12 protein-coding genes are annotated in these 21,602 nt (G+C 40.0%); 11 read left to right on the top strand and 1 reads right to left on the bottom strand.

Going from position 1 to position 21,602, the window contains the following annotated elements; all coding sequences use genetic code 11:
- Positions 1-19: 19 nt before the first annotated feature.
- Positions 20-1,705 (bottom strand): sulfatase family protein, encoded by a 1,686-nt coding sequence (locus ACNKXS_RS01045; protein WP_417919262.1) that lies wholly within the window; start codon positions 1,703-1,705, stop codon positions 20-22.
- 93 nt (positions 1,706-1,798) lie between these two features.
- Between ACNKXS_RS01045 and ACNKXS_RS01040 the strand changes: the two genes are divergently transcribed.
- The 11 genes from ACNKXS_RS01040 to ACNKXS_RS00990 all read left to right on the top strand — a co-directional run bounded on the left by ACNKXS_RS01040 (position 1,799) and on the right by ACNKXS_RS00990 (position 21,593).
- Positions 1,799-4,543, top strand: coding sequence for a helix-turn-helix and ligand-binding sensor domain-containing protein (locus tag ACNKXS_RS01040; RefSeq protein WP_417919261.1), 2,745 nt, complete (start codon positions 1,799-1,801; stop codon positions 4,541-4,543).
- A gap of 227 nt (positions 4,544-4,770) precedes the next feature.
- A complete protein-coding gene (locus tag ACNKXS_RS01035; RefSeq protein WP_417919260.1) occupies positions 4,771-7,779 on the top strand; it encodes a SusC/RagA family TonB-linked outer membrane protein in 3,009 nt (1,002 codons plus the stop codon).
- Between the two features lie 11 nt (positions 7,780-7,790).
- The gene (locus tag ACNKXS_RS01030) at positions 7,791-9,368 is read left to right on the top strand and encodes a RagB/SusD family nutrient uptake outer membrane protein (RefSeq protein ID WP_417919259.1); all 1,578 of its coding nucleotides are present in this window, start codon (positions 7,791-7,793) and stop codon (positions 9,366-9,368) included.
- A 6-nt stretch (positions 9,369-9,374) separates the two neighbouring features.
- On the top strand, positions 9,375-11,084 hold the full coding sequence (locus ACNKXS_RS01025) for a LamG-like jellyroll fold domain-containing protein (RefSeq protein ID WP_417919258.1): 1,710 nt from the start codon (positions 9,375-9,377) through the stop codon (positions 11,082-11,084).
- Between the two features lie 106 nt (positions 11,085-11,190).
- Positions 11,191-12,546 carry a glucoamylase family protein gene (locus tag ACNKXS_RS01020; RefSeq protein WP_417919257.1) on the top strand — a complete coding sequence of 452 codons (1,356 nt, stop codon included), beginning with the start codon at positions 11,191-11,193 and terminating at the stop codon, positions 12,544-12,546.
- Between the two features lie 13 nt (positions 12,547-12,559).
- Positions 12,560-13,948 carry a glucoamylase family protein gene (locus ACNKXS_RS01015; RefSeq protein ID WP_417919256.1) on the top strand — a complete coding sequence of 463 codons (1,389 nt, stop codon included), beginning with the start codon at positions 12,560-12,562 and terminating at the stop codon, positions 13,946-13,948.
- The gene (locus tag ACNKXS_RS01010) at positions 13,945-14,733 is read left to right on the top strand and encodes a carboxylesterase family protein (protein ID WP_417919255.1); all 789 of its coding nucleotides are present in this window, start codon (positions 13,945-13,947) and stop codon (positions 14,731-14,733) included. The genes ACNKXS_RS01015 and ACNKXS_RS01010 overlap by 4 nt, the downstream gene beginning before the upstream one ends.
- Positions 14,734-14,755: 22 nt before the next feature.
- Positions 14,756-16,561, top strand: a complete 1,806-nt coding sequence (locus tag ACNKXS_RS01005) for a family 43 glycosylhydrolase (protein WP_417919254.1) — start codon at positions 14,756-14,758, stop codon at positions 16,559-16,561.
- A 29-nt stretch (positions 16,562-16,590) separates the two neighbouring features.
- The gene (bglX, locus tag ACNKXS_RS01000) at positions 16,591-18,858 is read left to right on the top strand and encodes a beta-glucosidase BglX (RefSeq protein ID WP_417919253.1); all 2,268 of its coding nucleotides are present in this window, start codon (positions 16,591-16,593) and stop codon (positions 18,856-18,858) included.
- A 52-nt stretch (positions 18,859-18,910) separates the two neighbouring features.
- On the top strand, positions 18,911-20,911 hold the full coding sequence (locus tag ACNKXS_RS00995) for a DUF4886 domain-containing protein (RefSeq protein WP_417919252.1): 2,001 nt from the start codon (positions 18,911-18,913) through the stop codon (positions 20,909-20,911).
- 229 nt (positions 20,912-21,140) lie between these two features.
- Entirely contained in the window at positions 21,141-21,593 is a 453-nt protein-coding gene (locus ACNKXS_RS00990; RefSeq protein WP_417919251.1) for a GatB/YqeY domain-containing protein, read from the top strand.
- The last annotated feature ends 9 nt before the right edge of the window (positions 21,594-21,602 follow it).

The raw sequence follows: 21,602 nt of genomic DNA, 5'->3' as shown, positions 1-21,602 counted from the left end.
AAACTATTAGCTCAAAAGATTAATTTTGTTTTAAATATTGATAACCTTCATAAGTATCTGGCTCCTCATCAGCAAGACGGGCAAAATTTTCATAGGCTTTTTTCACCTGAGTTTTTGGCGTAGTGGCGAATTCCTCTTCAGTCACTTCGTAATTCTTCTGAAGTTCTTCTAACTCTAAGTGTAGTTTCTTCTGAATGTCAGCATACTTTTGATCAGCATATAGATTATTTAATTCTTTTGGATCTGTCTCAAGATCGTAAAGTTCCCATTCGTCAATATCATCGTAAAAATGAATCAGTTTATATCGGTCCGTTCTTATTCCGTAGTGCCTTTTAACCATATGAAAAGCTGGAAAATCATAATAATGATAGTAAATGGCATTTCTGAAATTCTTATTGTTTTCAGAATTGGAGAGTAACGGCTTAAGAGATTTACCCTGCATTTTTTCAGGTATTTTAGCGCCGGCATAGTCCAGAAAGGTTGGAGCGAAATCCAGATTTTGAGTCAGTGCGTCGATGACAGTTCCTTTTGCAATCGCTTTAGGATATTGAATAAGCAAAGGCATGGCCAAAGACTCTTCATACATAAAACGCTTATCAAAAAAGCCTTTCTCACCCAGATAGAATCCCTGGTCTGTGGTATAAACGATAATGGTGTTCTCAGTGAGTCCTGCTTCATCCAGGTAATCGAGGATTTTTCCAACACCTTCATCCACAGCCTGTACAGTTCCCATATAATCCCGCATATATCTTTGCCCTTTCCATTCCGCAAGATCTTTTCCTTTCAGATCAGCTTCATGGAACGCGTCATTTTTGGGTCGGTAGGCTTTATTCCAGTCGGCAACCTGAGGTGTTGTCATTCTATCAAAATCTGTTTTCCACGGATTATGTCTCAACGAATCACTGCCTTTCTCAATGCTCATTTTGAGATCATGGCCTTCATACATGTCTTTATAAATAGTTTGTAACTGGTGCTTTGCAGCAAGCTGATTTTCATGTTCACTGTAAAAACTTTCTGGAAGTGGAAATTTAATAGAATCGTAGGTGTTGATGTGTCTTATTGGTGGCATCCAGTTTCTATGTGGAGCCTTATGATGAACCATCAGGAAGAAAGGTTTCTTCTTTTCATCGGAATCTCGGTTCTGTAACCACTCTATACTCATATCGGTAATGAGGTCTGTAGCATATCCTTCTACTACGCTGGTGTCACTTTTGGTAATAAACTCGGGGTTGTAATAATTTCCCTGGTCGTTGAGGATCTGCCAGTGATCGAAACCCTCTGGCTTACCGTGCAAATGCCATTTTCCAACGATAGAGGTATTGTATCCTGCATTTCTAAGATATTTTGGCAGTGTAGGTTGAGAACCATCGAAGGTGTCCCCATTCATTCTGAAGCCATTAATATGACTGAACTTTCCAGTTAAGATCACAGCCCTGCTGGGACCACAAATAGAATTCGTGCAGAAATTATTCAAAAAGCGAGCTCCATTATTTGCAATCCGGTCAATATTTGGAGTTGGAGCTAGTTGACTTACCGGATGCCCATATGCGCTTATAGCCTGAGCCGCGTGATCATCTGTCATAATAAAGATGATATTGGGCTTTTTATCTGCAATTGGATCTTCAGCAGTTTTTTCCTGGCAGGATTGCAAAAGGATCAAGGATAAAAGTGTTAGAAATTGAATAGGCGAGATTCGATGTAGCATTAAGATAGATTTTGTACTGAGGAAAAATACAAAAGTTTTATAGGAATTGTTTAATTTTCACTTGCTCATAGCATGCACAATTACCTGTACGAAATGATTTATAAAATTTTTAAAATACTGATAATCATATTTATAGCCCTGAATGCCGCTTATGCTCAGGAACTACTTCCACCTATACAAAACTATAAACCTGCTTTATATAACGCTGCCAGCCAGAATTGGGATATTGCAGTAGACGACCGTGGGGTGATTTTTGCCGCAAATAATCAGGGTCTTCTTGAATTTGATGGTTTAAGTTGGGAATTGCATAAACTTGAAAGTGGTTCCATCATTCGATCTGTATTTCCAAATGGAGAGAGAATATACACAGGATCTTTTAGAGAATTTGGTTATTGGCAGACCGATGAAAAAGGTAAAATGGTTTATCACTCATTGAGTGAATTAATGGCGGGACTGGAATTGCAGAGTGATGAATTCTGGAGCATAGAATCCCTGGGTGAAACCATTTACTTCAGATCTTTTGGAGGTGTTTTCAAATATGAAAATAATGAGATCTTAAAAGTTCAGAACCATATTTCCACGGCGATGGAGGTATTTAAAGACCGCTTGGTAATTGCCGAAAGAAGCAAGGGAATATATTATTTAACGAATGAGAATACCAGGCAGGAACTAGAAGGAGATCTTTCAGATCTGGAAGGATTAAATATTATAGAATTATTCGCTCTAAACGATACCTTATATATAGGAAGTAAAAATTCTCTTTTTATTTATTCCGAAGGGGAATTAACTAAGATAGAGGACATAGAACTGAATGAATTTCTATCAGAATCTGAGCTTAACCATATTCTAAGCGTTTCAGAAAGAAAAGTTCTAATTGGAACCATCAAAAATGGTGTAGCAGAATACGATCTTGATACTAAAGAACTTCGGTTTTACAACCGTATTGAAGGTTTACAAAACAATACTGTTTTGGGAATGAGTTATCACCAGGGTAATTTATGGCTGGCATTAGACAAAGGAATAGACAAACTTCATCTTGATTCACCTTTAAAATTCTTTACAGATCATTCTGGCGAACTAGGCGCAGTCTATGATATCGAAGAGTTTAAGGGTAAAACTTATCTGGCTAGTAATACAGGCGTACACACTTTTCAAAATGGAGAGATGAGATTGCTGGAAGGAAGTCAGGATCATGTCTGGAACCTTGAAATTGTTGATGATCAACTTTTTGTGAATCATAATACAGGTATTTATCAGGTACAAAATGAACAATTCATTCCAGTTAAGAAAAGAACGGGTAGTTTCTGTATAGTGCAAGTTCCCGGGAATGAAAGCCTTTATTTACTGGGAGAGTATACGGGAATTAGTATTTACGATCAAAATACCGGAGAGGTAAGGGAAATAGAAGGAGTGAATTTTCCAGTGAAGCAAATTGTATTTGAGAATGATGAGGTACTTTGGGCAGCCCACCCTTACGAAGGTTTGTACCGAATAACGCATAACAATTTTCAAAATGTAGAAGTCCTGAAACTTCCGGCATTAGGAGAAACTGAAAACTACAGAGTAAACTTATATAAACTGAATGGCCAGATCATTTGCTTTGTAAACGCGAACTGGTACAGGTATAATCCATTTAAGGAGACTTTTGAAGAATTTAAAGAATTCAAAGATCTTAAAGGTTTTAGGTTACTTCAGGATACTAGCGATTACTTTGTCTTTAATAATGAGGAAGATGGAAGTATACTATTTACAGACTTCGATAAAAGCAAACTTGCACTTTCTGCGAGTCTTCTGGATAACAGGTTAGTGAAGGCAAATGAAAATTTAATCAGACCGAATGACTCTACTTATTATATAACACTCAATGATGGCTTTGCGAAACTTGACTTTTCTGCCTTTCAAGTGATGGATTCCGAAGAATGGGAATCGGTGGCATTTATAAAGAAGTTCGGTGATAATGATGATTACTATGATCTTACTTCTTCTCCAACCTTGAAGTACAGAACATCAGGAAATATTAGTGTACAGGTTGGAGCTCCAGATATTAATCTGGATGAGCTATCATATAGACTTAAAGGAGATGAAGAATATACAGGTAAAATAGGTAATGACGGCTGGTTAAATCTTCGAAATCTATCATATGGTGATTACGCTCTTGATATCATTTATGATAGCGATCAGGAAAGCAAGAAAATTCTCGCGAAATATTCATTTGCAATCGCTCCACCTTGGTATTTATCTGCGTGGATGAAAGCCTTATATGTATTGCTTTTTATAGCTCTTATAGCCGTAGTCTTTCTAATTAACCGAAAAAAGCTGAGAAAACATCAGCAGAAGCTGGAAGAAAAATTTGAAAATGAGCATCAGGAAAGATTAGCAAGAATAGAGCACGATCGCCTGGTTAATGAAATTGATCTGAAAAGAAAAGAACTGGCGAATACTACCATGATGGCAGCAAAGAAGAATGAGGTTCTTATGGAAATACAGAGTGAGCTTTCCAAAGATAAAAATTCATTCTCCAACCAGTATCGAATGAAACATATAATGAACAAGATCAATGCGGCTGTGAAAAGTAAAGATGAATGGAAAGTCTTTGAAACTAATTTTAATGAAGTTCATGAAGATTTCTTTAAAGATATTCTTGTCGAATATCCAAAACTATCCAGTAAAGATCTCAAACTATGTTCATACTTAAAAATGAACCTCAGCTCGAAAGAAATCGCTCCATTAATGGGAATTTCTGTTCGGGGTGTTGAGGTTCACAGATATCGCTTACGAAAGAAAATGGCGCTCGAAAGCGATGTGAATTTGACAAAATTCCTGATAAAGAATTTCTAAATCATTAGTAAACAGTCATAAATTTTACAAAATTTAAGTACTACAACACTACATCAACTCCAATATTTTTTAATTTCAAATTACTTCAAAACTAATGCAGACCTTTATTAATTAGGTAGTTACACTGGTTTTATACTTGAAGTAGTAGATGTGTACTATAACGTTTGCGTAAAATTTGAGCTTGGATGTATATTGTGACTTCAAATAAGCATAAACACCCAACAAGTATGAAGGTAAAATTACTATTAGCCTGTGTGATTTTTGGAGTATGTTCTGTACTCGCTCACGCACAGCAAACAAAAACCATTTCTGGTATTATTACAGACACAGGAGGTGTTCCATTACCAGGTGCAGAAATTAAAGTAATAGATAAAGATATTTTTGATGTTACAGACTTCGATGGTAACTTCAGCCTCGAAGGTGTTGAAGAGGGAGATTCTTTTAGAGTAACCTTTTTAGGGTTTAAAGCGCAGAATGTCCAGGTTACTTCTAATAATGAATACAATATTTCTCTAGAAGAAGATGCCGGACAATTAGACGAGGTTGTAGTAGTTGGATATGGTACTCAGAAGAAAAGAGATCTTACCGGAGCGATCGTTTCAGTAGATTCCGAAGAAATTGAAAAAACGCCTACTTCCAATGTAATGCAGTCTTTACAGGGTAAAGTTTCTGGAGTGCAGATAGTAAGTGCTGGCTCTCCCGGAGATTCACCTACAGTGAGAATTAGAGGTCTTGGTACTTACCAGGATGCAACTAATGTCCTTTATGTCGTAGATGGTACTCTATATGACAATATCGATTTCCTGAATACGAAAGATATTAAGTCGATAAACATATTAAAAGATGCCTCTTCTTCCGCTATATATGGAGTTAGAGCGGCTAATGGGGTAGTAATCATCGAAACCAAGTCTGGTAAGAAGAATCAGAAGCCTCAAATTGAGTATGACGGTTACACCGGGATACAAAGAGCTCAAAATGTTCTGAAAATGGCAAATGCCGAGCAGTTTACTACGATGGCGTACGAATCTGGTTCCGCTCCAGATGTACAGTTTGTATTAAATGCTATGGAACGTTATGGTCGTAGCAGGATCAATCCTAATGTACCTGCTATTAACACAGATTGGTACGAAGAAGTTCTTCGTGATGGTATTATTCAAAACCATAGTATTGGAATCACTGGAGGAGCAGATAAAGTTACTTACTCCTTAGGAGCGAACTATTTCGGACAGGAAGGGATTCTGGATATGAAAAACGAATATGAGAGATTCAACCTTAGATCTAAAATTGATGTAGACGTTACAGATCGTTTTAAAGCCGGAGTGAATACGGTTTTCAGTAATGCTACAAAATACGCTCCCGAAAATGCAGCGTGGTTCAAGTCATATTTCGCAGTGCCAATTTTGCCAGTACTGGACCCAACGAATACAGATGCGCAACCAATTCCTTATGCTAATGCTCAAAACCTTGGCTACCGGGGAACACAGAATCCATTTACAGACCTTACTTTTAATGAGAACAGGCTTAAGATTAGAAAAATTTTGGCCAGTGTATATTTTCAATATGAGGTGATTCCTGAACTACTTGATTTCAAAACAACCTATAGTCACAACTATTCAGCATTGGAAGAGCGTTATGTAGATCTTCCATATACTTTAGGAAATAATGTGGAAAGAAGATCAAGTATTAGAAGAGTAAACAATACTTTTTCTAATCAATACTGGGATAACATTCTAACCTATCAAAATGAGTTTGGCGATCATGATCTTACTGTGATGGCCGGTGCATCTTATCGTGATGAGGCTAACAATGGTTTTGCTGCAACAGGAACCGATATTGCAGGTATTAAACTTGAATCAAGCTGGTATCTGGATTTTGCAGATAATGAATCTTTTAATAACAACGTAAGTGAAATTGGAAGAAGATATTATGGGATCTCCTACTTCGGAAGGATCGCCTACAATTTTGATGACAAGTATCTTCTCTACGGAACTTTTAGAGCAGATGGTTCTTCGAAATTCACCAAAGATCCATGGGGTTACTTCCCATCTGTAGGAGCTGGTTGGGTTATTTCTGAAGAAAACTTCATGGAAGACAACGGCGTTGTAGATTTTCTGAAACTTAGAGCGAGCTGGGGTAAATTAGGTAATGATAATGTAGCAGCCAGTGATGGATCGAACACGATCAGTGTCATTACTGCCGCGATAGATGATCAGCCAGTTTCCGGAATCACTTCTACCAGTGTTTTCTCGAATAACACTTGGGAAATCATCGAAGAAAAGAACTTCGGTATTAATGTTGAAGCGCTTGACAATAGATTATCTATTGATGCCGACTACTATATTAGAGATACTAAAGATGCCATTCTTCCGGTTTTCATTCCAATCATCAACAGAAGTGTAAATCAAAATTCTGGAGTAATCAGGAACGAAGGCTTGGAATTAGCTGTGAATTGGAATCAATCTGTAAATGATGATTTCAGTTATAGAATTGGTGCAAACTTTACTACTATTAATAATGAAGCTTTAGAAATAGCTAATGAAAGTGGTTATATAGATTCTGGTTCAGCAGAATTTCGTCAAAGAACACAGGAAGGTGGTCCTCTTTTCGCCTTTTATGGTTATGAGAGAACCGGAGTTTACCAGAATCAGGCCCAGGTTGACGCAGATCCAATTGCTGTAAACAACGGTCTTGTTCCCGGAGATCTAATTTTCAAGGATCAGAATGGTGATGGTGTCATTGACGATGCCGATAGAGTTATTCTTGGATCGTTTCTTCCGGATTTCACCTTTGGTGGAAATATAGGATTCAACTATAAGAATTGGGATTTCTCCACAAGTTTTTATGGACAGGTTGGGAACGAAATCCTAAATCGTAAAAGAGGGGAGATCATTTTCACGAATGATACGAACATGGATGCCGATCTTGCTATTAACAGATGGCATGGTGAAGGTACAAGCAATACGTATCCATCATCTGCAGGATTGCGTAAGGTGTGGAACCAGAAACTGAGTGACTTCTGGGTAGAAGAAGGAGATTTCTTCAGAATTCAGAATATCCAGTTTGGCTATACGATCGAGAGTCCTTCACTACCTCAAACCAGACTGTATTTTACAGCTGAAAGACCTTTCACTTTCTTTGATTACAATGGTTTTGATCCTGAAGTATCAAATGGAGTAGACAGACAAACCTATCCAATACCTTCGGTATATACTATTGGACTAAACATTAAAATTTAAAAAAACACGATATGAAAAGAATTGATAGATCAGTAATTCTTGGCGTATTTTCTATGCTTTTCCTTGCTACTGCAATTTCGTGTAGCGATAAGCTGGATACGCGGGAAGGTCAGCTAAATACTGGCGACCTCGATTATACAAATACCAGTGATATGATCCAGCCTGTAATTGGAGCTTATTACGAATTTACCACCAGAGGTTGGGAAGAACCATTACTTCTTGGAGTTAGAGGAGATGATGTCAACGCCGGAGGAGAAGGGGATCAACAGCCATTTTCTGCAACAGACCAATTTACATACGATAAAGATTACTGGATGTACAACTCTCTTTGGAATGTACATTATAATGATATCGTAAATATGAATACGGCAATCCTTCAGGTAGAATCATTTAAAGAGTTTGCTGAAGGAGATGATGTAGCTAAAGCAGATCAGTATATTTCTGAGATCAGTGTGCTTCGAGCATGGTTTCATTTGAACCTTGCAAGAACCTGGGAAGATGTTTTTATTATTACATCTAATCAGCCTGCTAGTGAGGTAGAAGCCGGGCCGGCTTCAAAAGCGGAAGTAATGCAGTGGATCGTAGATCAAATGGAGGAAGCGATCCCGAATTTGCCAGATATGAGACCTAACCAGAGAACAGATATTCCTGGTGGAGTTACCAGGTATACGGCATTGGCTATTCAGGCTTTAGCATATCAGGAATTAGAGGATTATCAGGGAGTTGCGAACGCTACAGGACAAATCATCAATAATGGAGGATTTTCTCTGTATAATGATTTTTATCAGTTATTCAAGAAACCGGGAGAATTGAGCAATGAAAGTCTTCTGGAAATGCAATATTCAGACTTTGGTCAGGAAAGCGGTGGAGAAGTTTACCATTTATATGCTCCATTTGGTCCTTCAAACTGGACTCCGGCAAGAGAGAATGCAAGCAGCGGTTGGGGATTTTATGAGCCAAGCATGAAGTGGATCGAGTTCATGATAGATAGAGGAGAGGAAACTCGTCTGGAAACATCAGTATTGTTTACCGATAGAGGGATTACCGCTCTTGAAGAAAATGGAGTAAATGTTCCAGGATTTATAGATAATACTACAGAATCTGGTGATGTGATCAATGATTATGCGCGTGCTCTTTTCGCCAGCGGAAAACATTATTTGCCTTCAGTTCAATTAACAGATGGTAGAAATGACTATGGCGCCGGAAAAAACAATATAGTTATACGTTATGCTGAAATTTTATTAATGTACGCAGAGGCAGTAACTCATGGTGCTTCAGCAACGGCGATTTCAGCAGATGAAGCGGTGAATATGGTGAGAAGCAGAGCAAGACTTTCATCACTTTCCGGAGTAACTACTCAGGATGTGATCGATGAGAAGTTCGCTGAATTAGCCATGGAATGGGGTAATAGATATTATGACTTGATAAGATTAGATCTATATGATGAATTAAGTTATGACGGTAGAACTTTCTCTGCAGCCAATGAGTATTTACCTTATCCACAAGCCCAGGTTGATGCCTTGCCATTAAACGCAACCTCTGTTGACAGAAATACGGTTATGAATGAGATTTTGAACCAATTAAACTAAGTAAAAATGAAAAAATTCAACATATATTTTCTGGGACTTCTATCCGCTTTATTTGTGTTCGCTTCTTGTGAATACGAAGGAATAGATCCTATTACAGAAGTAGATCCAGGTCCAGATCAGGGAGCTCCGCAAGTGACTATCATGTCTCCGGCAGACGGAAATGTTATCAAGGTCATAGACGAAGTATCCAGTATCGTGATCAAATTTGGAGTAGAAGACGATATTGAAGTTGCTATGATTGAAGTCCTGGTGAATGATAATGTGATCGCTACCATGAGTGAATTCATGGATTACCGAATTGTAAATCGTGAAGTTGTTTTTGATAATGTTACCAACGGAGAGCACACGGTTACTGTTCGGGCTACAGACCTTGAAGGCAACGTGACTTCTGAAACTGTAAACTTCAGTAAAGAGCCACCATATACTCCTAAGTTTGAGAATGAATATCTATACATGCCGTTTGATGGAGATTACGTAGACCTTATTACGCTTCAAAGTTCTGATGTAACCGGAGATCTTAGTTTTGCGGGAGAATCTTTCGGAGGATCGAATGCATTTACAGGATCCCCAGACTCGTGGTTAGAATTTCCTTTCAATGGTTCTGTGGGAACTGAATTTACAGCAGCCTTTTACTATAAAGTAAGCGGGGATCCTTCTCGAGCAGGAATATTGGTAGCCGGAGCAGACGAAAATCGTACTCAGGGATTCAGATTATTCAGAGAAGGAAGTGCAGATGAACAAAGAATTAAATTGAATATAGGTACTGGAGCCGGTGAAAGCTGGAACGACGGTGGAGTTATAGATGTGAATGCCGGAGAATGGGTGCATGTAGCCTTTACGGTGACAGAATCACAATCTACGATCTACATCAACGGAAACCCTGTAAATACAGGTAATCTTGCGGCACCAATAGACTGGACTGGTGTTGAGCAATTAACGATTGGAGCAGGTGGTGAAACTTTTAGTTACTGGGATCATAAATATGATAGCAGTGCTTTGGACGAACTAAGATTTTTTGACAAGGCTCTTAGCCAGGATGAAATTTCAAATTTAATCAATGCATCTGCGGAAACTTTGAGTCTTTCTTTTGATGGAAATTATCAGGATGCGGCAAGCAATCGTCAAATTACTGCGGTTGGAAATCCAGGTTTTACTGGCGATGCAGCAGTAGGTTCTAATGCTTACGCGGGCGCTGATGGATCTTACCTAACAGCTTCTGCGGAAGGGCTTACTTCCTCTAAACTTAGTGCTACCTTCTGGTACAAAGTAGATGCAACGAATGACCGCGCGGGAATCCTCGTGATGGGTCCTGAAGATACAGACAATCCGGACGCACAGAATAAGCGTACTCAAGGATTTAGATTATTTAGAGAAGGTAATGCTGAAGAGCAACGTATTAAATTGAATGTTGGTACAGGAGAAGGCGAAAGCTGGAATGATGGTGGAGTAATAGACGTAACCGCTGGAGAGTGGGTACACGTTGCCTTTACAATTTCAGGTACAGAAACGGTGATCTATCTAAACGGTGAAGCCGTAAACACAGGAACACTTTCTGCCCCAATAGATTGGACTGGAGTAGACATGCTCTCTATCATGTCTGGAGCACCGAGATTCACCGGGTGGGGACACCTGGCAGATACTAGCAACATGGATGAACTAACTTTCTTCAATAAGGTTCTAACCGAAGAAGAAATAGCATCAATGATGGCTCAGTAAATAAATAAGTAAAGCTTCGGAATACTCATTCCGAAGCTTTTTCATTTTCAAAATATAATTTCTGATTTTAAGATCCCAGGATTTTAAAGCAGGTAAAATCTTTGTTATGCTCAAAATTAAAATTCCGGGAATTTTCCTTTTTCTGAATATCCTTCTTTTTACAGCATGTTCAGACGATTCTGGGCCAGGGTATCAGGAACCCTATAACCCAAATCCAGATCCTACAGATGATGAAGTGGCCGAAGTTCCTTCGCTTACAGATGAAGAACTGCTGGATATGGTGCAGGAGACAACGTTCACCTATTTCTGGGATTTCGCGGAACCTAATAGCGGCATGGCAAGAGAGCGATCTCAGGATAATGCCTATGGTGGAGATGCTCCTAATATCGTAACAACCGGTGGAACAGGATTTGGATTAGCCTCTTTTCCTACAGCCGTAGAACGTGGGTGGATAAGTAAAACTGAAGCTGAAGATCGTCTGGTTAAAATTCTTGATTTTCTTGAGGCGGTTCCTACCTATCACGGAGCTTTTTCACATTGGTATATGGGGAATACTGCGCAAACAAGACCTTTTGGAGAGTTAGATGATGGAGGAGATTTAGTGGAGACCGCATTTTTAATTCAGGGACTTTTAATTTGTCGAGAGTATTTTGATAATGACGAGATCGATTCCAGGATTACAGCATTATGGGAAGCTGTGGAATGGGACTGGTATACCAAAGGAGAAAATGTGCTTTACTGGCACTGGTCACCAAATTTTGCCTTTCAGAAAGATCTACAGATCAATGGATGGAATGAATCGCTAATTGTGTATGTTTTGGCGGCTTCTTCTCCTACACATTCTATAGAACCGGTAGTTTACACAAATGGCTGGGCTTTGAATGGAAATATGGTCAATAACCGTGAGCATTATAACATTAATCTGCCGCTAGGTCCATCCTATGGCGGACCGTTATTCTTTAGTCATTACACTTTTATTGGTCTGGATCCTAGAAACCTGCAGGATCAATATGCCAACTACTGGGAACAGAACACCGCACACACCCTGATAAATTATGAATATGCTGTTCGCAATCCTAAGAATTTCGAAGGTTACGGAGAAAATTCCTGGGGATTAACAGCATCAGACTCTAAAGATGGATATGCCGCTCATAGCCCTACCAATGATTTGGGAGTAATTACTCCCACTGCGGCATTATCTTCTTTTCCTTATACTCCTGAAAAATCTATGAACGCCCTAAGATATTTCTACGAAGAGTTGGGAGACGACCTTTGGGGAGAAATGGGCTTTTATGATGCATTTTCTGAAGAGTATAACTGGTATGCAGATGGTTACCTGGCGATCGATCAGGGACCGATCATTGCGATGATCGAAAATTATCGAACTGGCCTGCCATGGGAACTTTTTATGCAGAATACTGAAATTCAGGATGGTCTGGATAAATTGAATTTCAGCTATTAAATTTTTGAATGGAATGAAATTGAAATATCTACCCTTACTAATTTTTTCAATGGTTCTTTTTGTTTCCTGTAAAGATGAAGGGAAACAAGAAGATAAATTAATTGCCGAAAATAGAGCTGAAACCCTAAAGCTTTCTGAAGCTGAATTATTAGATACGGTACAACGGCAAACTCTAAAATATTTCTGGGATTTTGCGGAACCTAATAGCGGGATGGCACGTGAACGTTACCATCCGGACGGGAACTATCCCAAAAATGATAAGCATGTGGTTACTACCGGCGGAAGTGGTTTTGGCCTGATGGCCATAGTGGCAGGAGTTGAAAGAGGTTTTATTCCCAAAGATTCGGCTTTGGCGAGACTAAACAAAATTGCAGATTTTCTTGATGCCGCTCCAAGATTCCACGGCGCCTGGTCACATTGGCTCAATGGAGAAACCGGTGATGTACAGGCTTTCGGAGAAAAGGATAATGGAGGCGACATCGTAGAAACCTCATTTCTTGCGCAGGGTTTTATAGTGGTTAGAGAATATTTGAAAAACGGAAGCGAGGAAGAAAAAGCCGTTGCCACCAAATATGATCAACTCTGGAAAGGCATAGAATGGAACTGGTACACCAACAATAAAGATGGTATTTACTGGCACTGGTCTCCTGAGTATGAGTGGGAAATGGATTTTATGATCGAAGGTTATAATGAATGCCTGATTACCTATGTTCTCGCAGCTTCCAGTCCGGAATACGCTATAGATGCCGATGCTTATCATAAAGGATGGGCGAGAAGCGGAAATATTAGAACAAATGCGGAAGCTTACGGACTTCCTCTTATTCTGAAGCATAACACCCGAGGCAATATGGGAGGTCCGCTTTTCTGGGCACATTATTCCTATTTGGGTCTCAATCCGAAAGGCTTGAGTGATCGATACGCGAATTATTGGGATTTGAATAGAAACCATACGTTGATCAATTATGAATATACCCTGGAACATGCCGATAGCTCCAAGACTTACAGCGATAACTCCTGGGGTTTAACTGCCAGCTATACCAGAAATAAGGATAATTCTACAGGTTATACCGCACATTCACCAGATAACGACCGTAAGGTGGTTTCACCAACCGCAGCGATAAGTTCCATTCCATATACTCCGGAAAAGTCTTTGGCAGCAATGCGATACTTTTTCGAGGAGCAAAATGATCTGCTTTGGGGGCCAGCCGGTTTTTATGATGCTTTCAGTCTCGAAGATGAACCCTGGGTGACTAAAAAATATCTGGCGATAGATCAGGGACCGATGGTGGTCATGATCGAAAATTATCGTTCCGGGCTTATTTGGGATCTGTTCATGCAGGCTCCCGAAGTTCAGAATGGATTAAAAAAACTCGATTTTCAATTTAGCAATCAAAATATATGAAATTCAAACTGACACTTTTAGCATGTTTCTTCAGCTTACTAAGTTTTGCTCAGGATAGATCAGAATTTAAAAAAGAGCATTTCATTTCAGGAGCCGACACTTTAAACTATCGTATTCTTTTTCCGAAGAATTTTGACAAGGAAATGCAATATCCACTACTTCTGGTTCTTCACGGTGCTGGTGAACGCGGGAATAACAACGAATCTCAACTGGTACACGGTGGTGATCTGTTTTCAAAAGATTCAGTTAGAGAGCAATTTCCGGCAATTGTAATTTTTCCTCAGGCTCCAAAAGATGATTACTGGGCGAGAGTGGAAGTAAATCGCGACGTCAAACCTTTCGAATTCGATTTTAAAAATAAAGAAGAAAGCTCGAAGTCTTTGACCCTGGTGATGAACCTGATGGATGAGATGGTGAATGAGAAATTTGTGAATAAAGACCAGGTTTATGTTGGTGGATTGAGCATGGGTGGTATGGGAACTTTCGAGATCATCTATAAAAAACCTGAAATGTTTGCCGCGGCATTCGCCATTTGTGGAGGTGCCAATACAGAGATCGCCCAGGAGTATCCCGATAATTTCAATATCTGGCTATTCCATGGTGAAAAAGATGATATCGTGCTTCCAAAATATTCAAAGTCAATGGCGCGCGAGATCAATCATAATGGTGGAAACGCTAAACTTTCTTTGTATCCTGATGATAATCACAATAGCTGGGATTCTGCATTTTCAGAACCTTATCTACTACCATGGCTTTTTTCATTCAGTAAAAACAGTTCAAAATAAAAGCATTTCAAGCTAAGATCTAATGACAGGTTTCAGAACATTATCTACCACGATATTAGTATTGCTTTCAGGATTCCTGATGGCACAAGACAACCTGCCAAAAACGTATTGCAACCCTTTGGATATCGATTATACTTACATGGTTTATAATTCTAGTAAGAATCTTTCCTATAGATCTGGCGCAGATCCGGCGGTGATCGAATATCGTGGGGAGTATTTTATGTTCGTCACCCGTTCTTTTGGATACTGGCATTCTAAAGACCTGGTAAACTGGGAATTTATTAAACCAAAGCAGTGGTTTTTCGAAGGTTCCAATGCTCCTACAGCCTTCAAATATAAAGATTCGCTGGTTTATTTTGCCGGTGATCCAGCTGGATACGGAAGTATTATTTATACCGATGATCCTAAAAAAGGGGAGTGGCAACCGGTCGCTTCGATCTCAAATAATATTCAGGATTCCGAATTGTTTATTGATGACGATGGAAAAACCTATTTGTACTGGGGATCTTCCAACGTGCATCCGCTTAAAGTAAAAATGCTGAACAAGGACGATCGGTTTCTGGAAACCGGTGTTCAAAAGGAGCTCATCAATCTTGTAGAAGAAGAACATGGATGGGAGCGTTTCGGGGAAAATAATTTTCATCCAACCTTGAAAGAAGGTTATATGGAAGGAGCTTCCATGACCAAACACGATGGAAAATATTACCTGCAATATGCTGCTCCCGGAACGCAATTCAATGTGTATGCAGATGCCGCTTATGTGGGCGATACTCCGCTAGGTCCATTTAAATACATGAATAATAATCCCTTTAGCTTTAAGCCGGGAGGATTCACCAACGGAGCAGGCCACGGCATTACGGTAAAACAAACCAATGGTCAATACTGGCATTTTTCAACCATGGCGCTGGCTTCCAATTCTCACTGGGAACGCAGACTGGCTATGTTCCCCACTTATTTTGACAAGGAAGGCCTGATGTATTCCAACACCAGTTACGGGGATTACCCACTTTTTGCTCCAGATCATCCAACGAAACCGGGTGAACATACTGGCTGGATGTTGCTTTCTTATCGTGGAAAAACTACGGTTTCTTCATCACAGCTGCAGGTGCGCAAAAGTACTTCGGAAGACGGACAATACGATATTGAAGAGATTGAGCTTATTCGAGATGAGAATGACCAGATAACAACACCTTTATTGACCGATGAAAGTCCGAAATCTTATTGGGTAGCAGAAGCTAATGACGACAAGCAATGGGTGCAAATTGAATTAAAATCTCCAGGCGATATTTATGCGCTTCAGCTGAATTTTCATGATCACGAATCTGGAATTTACACCAGAACTGAAGGATTAAAACATCGATTTACCATTGAAACTTCCGAAGATGGAAAAAACTGGGAGATGCTTGTAGATCGCAGCGACAGTCAGAAAGACGCGCCAAATGCTTACCTGAGACTAGAGAATCCGAAAAAAGCAAAATTTGTTCGATACAATAATATTTCTGTGCCCGGCAACAATCTGGCTCTTTCAGAAATCCGGGTTTTCGGGAAAGGCTATGGCTCAGTTCCAAGGAAAGTGAAGAATTTCAAAGTTACAAGAGAAGAAGATCGCAGAGATGCTTCTTTAAGCTGGGATAAAGTGAAAGGCGCTCAGGGTTACAATATTCGCTGGGGCATCGCACCAGACAAACTTTACCATTCCTGGCTTATTTATGAAGATACAAACCATTTTATGCGAAATCTTGACCGTGATACTGCCTATTATATTAGTATCGAAGCATTTAATGAAAATGGAATTTCAGACCAGACCCAAATTATAACTGTAGAATAACCGAAAATTAAATTTAGAAAAGAGAAGTAATGAAGAAAGTCTATTTATCCCTGCTATGTTTTACCCTGTTTGGATTATCTATACAGGCGCAGGAACGCATTCCGGAGGTTGAAGAAATTCTATCCAAAATGACGCTGGAAGAGAAGATCGGGCAACTGAATCTCGTGACTCCCGGAGGCGGAGTTGCCACCGGTGCGGTAGTGAGCAAGAATGTAGAAGATAAGATCAAAGAAGGAAAGGTTGGAGGACTTTTCGGGGTTTCGGGACCAGATAAGATCAGGATCGCCCAGGAATATGCGGTAAATGATACCCGCCTGGGAATTCCGCTTTTAATTGGATCAGACGTGATACATGGTTATAAAACAACATTCCCGATTCCCTTAGGAACTGCCTCCAGCTGGGATATGGACCTGATCAAGCAAACTGCTCAGGTTGCTGCTACCGAAGCTACTGCAGATGGAATTAACTGGAATTTCTCTCCAATGGTAGATATCGCTCGCGATCCGCGTTGGGGAAGAATTGCTGAAGGAGCCGGTGAAGACCCGTATTTAGGAAGCCAGATCGCCAAAGCGATGGTAGAAGGTTACCAGGGCGAAGACCTTGCTTTACCAAATACGATGATCTCTACCGTGAAGCATTTCGCGCTTTACGGCGCTGCGGAAGGCGGAAGAGATTACAATACCACCGATATGAGCAGGCTAAGAATGTTCAACGAATACCTGCCACCATACAAAGCAGCATTAGATGCAGGTGCGGCCAGTGTTATGAGTTCTTTCAATGACGTAGACGGTATTCCGGCTTCCGGAAACAAGTGGTTGCTTACCGAATTATTGCGTGATCGCTGGGGATTTGATGGTTTCGTGGTTTCAGATTATACTTCTGTAAATGAAATGATCGCTCATGGTCTGGGAGACCTGAAGGCAGTTTCCGCTTTATCTTTAAAGGCAGGCCTGGATATGGACATGGTTGGGGAAGGTTTCCTGACAACTCTTGGAAAATCTGTAAAAGAAGGAAAAGTTTCCGAAGAAGAAATTACAACTGCTGCCAGAAGAATTTTGGAAGCAAAGCATAAATTAGGGCTTTTTGAAGATCCTTATAAATACCTGGACAGCAAAAGACCGGAAACTGATATTCTTACTCAGGAACACCGGGACCTTGCCAGAAAAGCTGCGCGCGGTTCGTTTGTACTTCTGAAAAAGCATCAGGATGCATTGCCAGTATCAAAATCGGCAAAAATTGCGTTGGTTGGGCCTTTGGCTGATAATAAGAATAATATGCTGGGTACCTGGGCGCCAACCGGCGATCCATCTCTTTCGGTTTCCATTCTGGAAGGATTTAAAAATGTAGCGCCTGAAGCAACTATTTCTTATGCGAAAGGGGCGAATATTTCTAACGATACAAGTTTTGCCAAAAAGGTAAATGTCTTTGGGCCACGTATCATGATTTCTGAAGAGTCTGCGGAAAGTATGCTGGAAGAAGCACTGGCAGCCGCTGAAAAATCGGATATTATTATCGCAGCAGTTGGAGAAGCGACGGAGATGAGCGGTGAAGCGGCGAGCAGAACCGATATTAAAATTCCGGAAAGTCAGAAGATACTTATCCGTGAATTGGCGGCTACCGGCAAACCGGTTGTACTCGTTCTAATGAGTGGAAGACCTTTAGATATTTCTGAGGAAATGGACCTGCCAGTGAGCATTTTACAGGTGTGGCATCCCGGAGTGGAAGCTGGAAATGCGATTGCTGATGTTGTTTTTGGAGATTACAATCCTTCCGGAAAAATTACTGCTTCATGGCCTAGAAATGTTGGGCAGATTCCGGTTTATTATTCTGTAAAAACTACCGGAAGACCTGCGCCTTCAGAAGATTTTGCCAAATTTAAAACCAATTACCTGGATGCGAAAAATTCAGCTTTGATCCCATTTGGTTATGGATTGAGCTATACAACTTTTGAATATTCTGATGTAAAAGCTGATCAAAAGGAGCTTACAAGAAATGGAAAGATTAGCCTGAGTGCGAAAGTGACCAATACCGGAAATTACAATGGAGAAGAAATTGTGCAGCTTTATATTCATGACAAGGTGCGTAGTGTTACTCCGCCAGTAAAGGAACTAAAAGGATTTCAGAAAATAAGTCTGAAAAAAGGGGAGTCAAAAATAGTCACTTTTGAGATCACAGAAGAAGATCTGAAATTTTATAATACTCAACTGGACTTTGTTGCAGAGCCGGGAGAATTTGAATTTTTCATTGGAGGTTCTTCCGCTATAGAAGCTGCAGGTAGCTTCAATTTAAATAACTGATATCATATTAATTAAATCAAAGAATTATTAACCACCATCTAAACCAATTTTTATGAGAGTTTCAAGACAAATATACAGATTTAGCTATGTCTTACTCATTTTCGCGGCAATGCTATTGGCATTCACGGCGTGCGAAGACGATGACATTCAAGAACCACAACAAGCGATCGCATTAGAACTCGATTATGCGCATATGGTGGTTGGAAATGAACTAACGCTGACTCCGCTAATTAGAAATTTCAAAAATACTTCTAAAGAGTACGAATGGTCGGTTTCAGATTCAACCGTCATTGAAATCGTATCTGTGGCAAATAATTTTGCGGCAACGGTAAGAGCCATTGGGGAAGGTAGTGCAACAGCAACTATCAATTCTTTGGACGGAACTGAAGAAGCCAGTACCACGATCGAGACCAATTTGATCCAGGAATCTGAAGTTAGATTGCCGGCTACCATTACCGCGTACACTCAATCTACGGTTAGCATTGTTCCGGATTTCAATCTTGTAGATAGACCAACCAGAAATTACACCTGGTCTGCAAATCCAGAAGGTATTGTCTCTATCGAAACCGACCCGGAAACCTATGCTATCGAGATTCAGGGATTACAGGTAGGTTCTACAGAATTAACCATTTCGTCTGATGATGGGGAAGTTGTGGGTACTACAACCGTAACTGTAGAAGATGAAAATGATGGAGTTCTTAAAATTCTTGCTATAGGAAATAGTTTTTCTGAAGATGCCTTAGAATCTTATTTATATGGACTTGCTGATGCAGCAGGCGAAGATATCGTAATTGGAAATCTTTATATTGGTGGTGCTGAACTTGATCTTCATGCACAAAATGCCACTGAAAATAATGCAAATTATAGCTATAGAAAGATCAATGCGCAAGGTGTAAAGAATACCACAGCAGATGTGGCGATCTCTACTGCATTGAATGACGAGAACTGGGATTATATCAGCTTTCAGCAGGTGAGCCAGAAATCTGGTCAATATGAAACCTTTGTAACGCCATTAACTGAACTTTACGAATATGTTTCAGCGAATGTAGATAATGAAGATACTAAATATTTACTGCATCAGACCTGGGCATATTCTGAGAATTCGACCCATTCAGGATTTGTGAATTATGATAATGACCAGATCAAAATGTACGAAGCAATAGTTGATGCGTATGATCAGGCTAGCAATCTAATTCCAACATATAGCGTTGTTCCGGCTGGTACGGCTATTCAGAATGCAAGAACGAGCTACATTGGTGATAACTTCAATAGAGATGGATATCACTTGAACGAAATTGGGAAATATACTGCGGCAAGTACCTGGTTCGAGATCTTATTCAATAAGAGTGTTGTTGGAAATAGCTATGTACCGGAAGGATTTGTGGCTCTGGATGCAGAAATTGCTCAGCAAGCTGCTCACGCTGCGGTAGAAAATCCAATGATGATCACTGAATTAACCGACTATCAATCAGCTGGGGGAGATGGTGTGATAACTAAAAATGTGTTGATAGATTTTTCGACTACTTCAAACTCCACAGGCTGGAACGGTTTGACCAGCTTCCTGGAAGACGCCACTATCCCTAACCTTAAATATGAAGACAACGAATTCACCGGAATCGAATTAACGGTAACCAGCAGGTTTAACGGGCAAAATACTGCAGGTGAAACCGCAACTTCAACGCCATTTAATATGCCGGCAGAAGTTTCCGGAAATTCATTCTACGGAAACTCCAAAGGTGAATGGGCAGGATTATTAATAGAAAAGGGCGTGCTTAAGCTAAGCGGCTTCCAGGACGATAGCACTTATGAATTCTGTTTCTTCGGTTCGAGAACGGCCAGCGATAATCGCGAAACGCTTTATACGGTGATAGGAAGTAATTCTGGTTCAGCAGCAATAAACGCCGCGAGTAATACTGATGAGGTTGCCTGCGTTCAGGGAATCCAGGCAGATGCAAATGGAGAGATCATAATAGAAGTTACTTCAGGAGCTAACAATGACAACGGCAATGGTTTCTTCTACATAAATGCTATGAGAATAGCTCCGGAAGAATAAGAAAGAAAGTTGATTTCCACCTAATTTAAATCGTAAGTTTTAGTTTGTTGGCCCCGGGTTTAGGTTTTTGCTCCCGGGGCTTTTTTATTGAAATCTGTTGATTTCTAGCAGAGTGGATATGCTGATGATTTATACGGAATTGTTTTAATAGTATTACTTCATTTTCCTTCTATGATTCTATAGTGTTTTCTTGTAGAAAATTTTATCTTCGCTGCATAATTTTTCAGTCATGAGTTTACAGGAACAAGTAATGGTCGAAATGAAAGCGGCCATGAGAGCAAAGGATAGTGTGAAGTTGGAGGCTTTGCGTGCTGTTAAAAGTGAAATACTTTTGGCGAACACAGGATCATCTTCTAAAGACGGACTTACCGAAGACGAAGAAATGAAGTTATTGCAGAAACTTGTGAAGCAGCGAAAGGATAGTGCTGAAATATATAAGGAACAGGGTAGAGAAGATCTTGCTGAACCTGAATTGGCTCAGGCTGCTGTTATCGAAGAATTTCTTCCAGAACAATTGAGCGAAGCTGATATTGAGAAAGAGGTAGATCAGGTGATCGCTGTAACCGGTGCTTCTGGAATGCAGGATATGGGAAAAGTGATGGGTGCTTCTACGGCGAGATTAGCTGGTAGAGCAGATGGAAAGACTATCTCAGCAATCGTTAGAAAAAGACTGAATAAGTAAAATATTAAT

It is taken from the genome of Christiangramia marina, from assembly GCF_048285865.1.
Taxonomy (GTDB): Bacteria; Bacteroidota; Bacteroidia; order Flavobacteriales; family Flavobacteriaceae; genus Christiangramia; species Christiangramia marina.
The sequence above is the reverse complement of the archived record's forward strand: the minus strand, read 5'-3'. Positions and strand labels throughout refer to the sequence as shown.

Excerpts from the sequence above, each read along its gene's own strand:
- ACNKXS_RS01045 (WP_417919262.1), bottom strand. The coding sequence starts at position 1,705 with ATGCTACATCGAATCTCGCCTATTCAATTTCTAACACTTTTATCCTTG.
- ACNKXS_RS01040 (WP_417919261.1), top strand. The coding sequence starts at position 1,799 with ATGATTTATAAAATTTTTAAAATACTGATAATCATATTTATAGCCCTG.
- ACNKXS_RS01035 (WP_417919260.1), top strand. The coding sequence starts at position 4,771 with ATGAAGGTAAAATTACTATTAGCCTGTGTGATTTTTGGAGTATGTTCT.
- ACNKXS_RS01030 (WP_417919259.1), top strand. The coding sequence starts at position 7,791 with ATGAAAAGAATTGATAGATCAGTAATTCTTGGCGTATTTTCTATGCTT.
- ACNKXS_RS01025 (WP_417919258.1), top strand. The coding sequence starts at position 9,375 with ATGAAAAAATTCAACATATATTTTCTGGGACTTCTATCCGCTTTATTT.
- ACNKXS_RS01020 (WP_417919257.1), top strand. The coding sequence starts at position 11,191 with ATGCTCAAAATTAAAATTCCGGGAATTTTCCTTTTTCTGAATATCCTT.
- ACNKXS_RS01015 (WP_417919256.1), top strand. The coding sequence starts at position 12,560 with ATGAAATTGAAATATCTACCCTTACTAATTTTTTCAATGGTTCTTTTT.
- ACNKXS_RS01010 (WP_417919255.1), top strand. The coding sequence starts at position 13,945 with ATGAAATTCAAACTGACACTTTTAGCATGTTTCTTCAGCTTACTAAGT.
- ACNKXS_RS01005 (WP_417919254.1), top strand. The coding sequence starts at position 14,756 with ATGACAGGTTTCAGAACATTATCTACCACGATATTAGTATTGCTTTCA.
- bglX (WP_417919253.1), top strand. The coding sequence starts at position 16,591 with ATGAAGAAAGTCTATTTATCCCTGCTATGTTTTACCCTGTTTGGATTA.
- ACNKXS_RS00995 (WP_417919252.1), top strand. The coding sequence starts at position 18,911 with ATGAGAGTTTCAAGACAAATATACAGATTTAGCTATGTCTTACTCATT.
- ACNKXS_RS00990 (WP_417919251.1), top strand. The coding sequence starts at position 21,141 with ATGAGTTTACAGGAACAAGTAATGGTCGAAATGAAAGCGGCCATGAGA.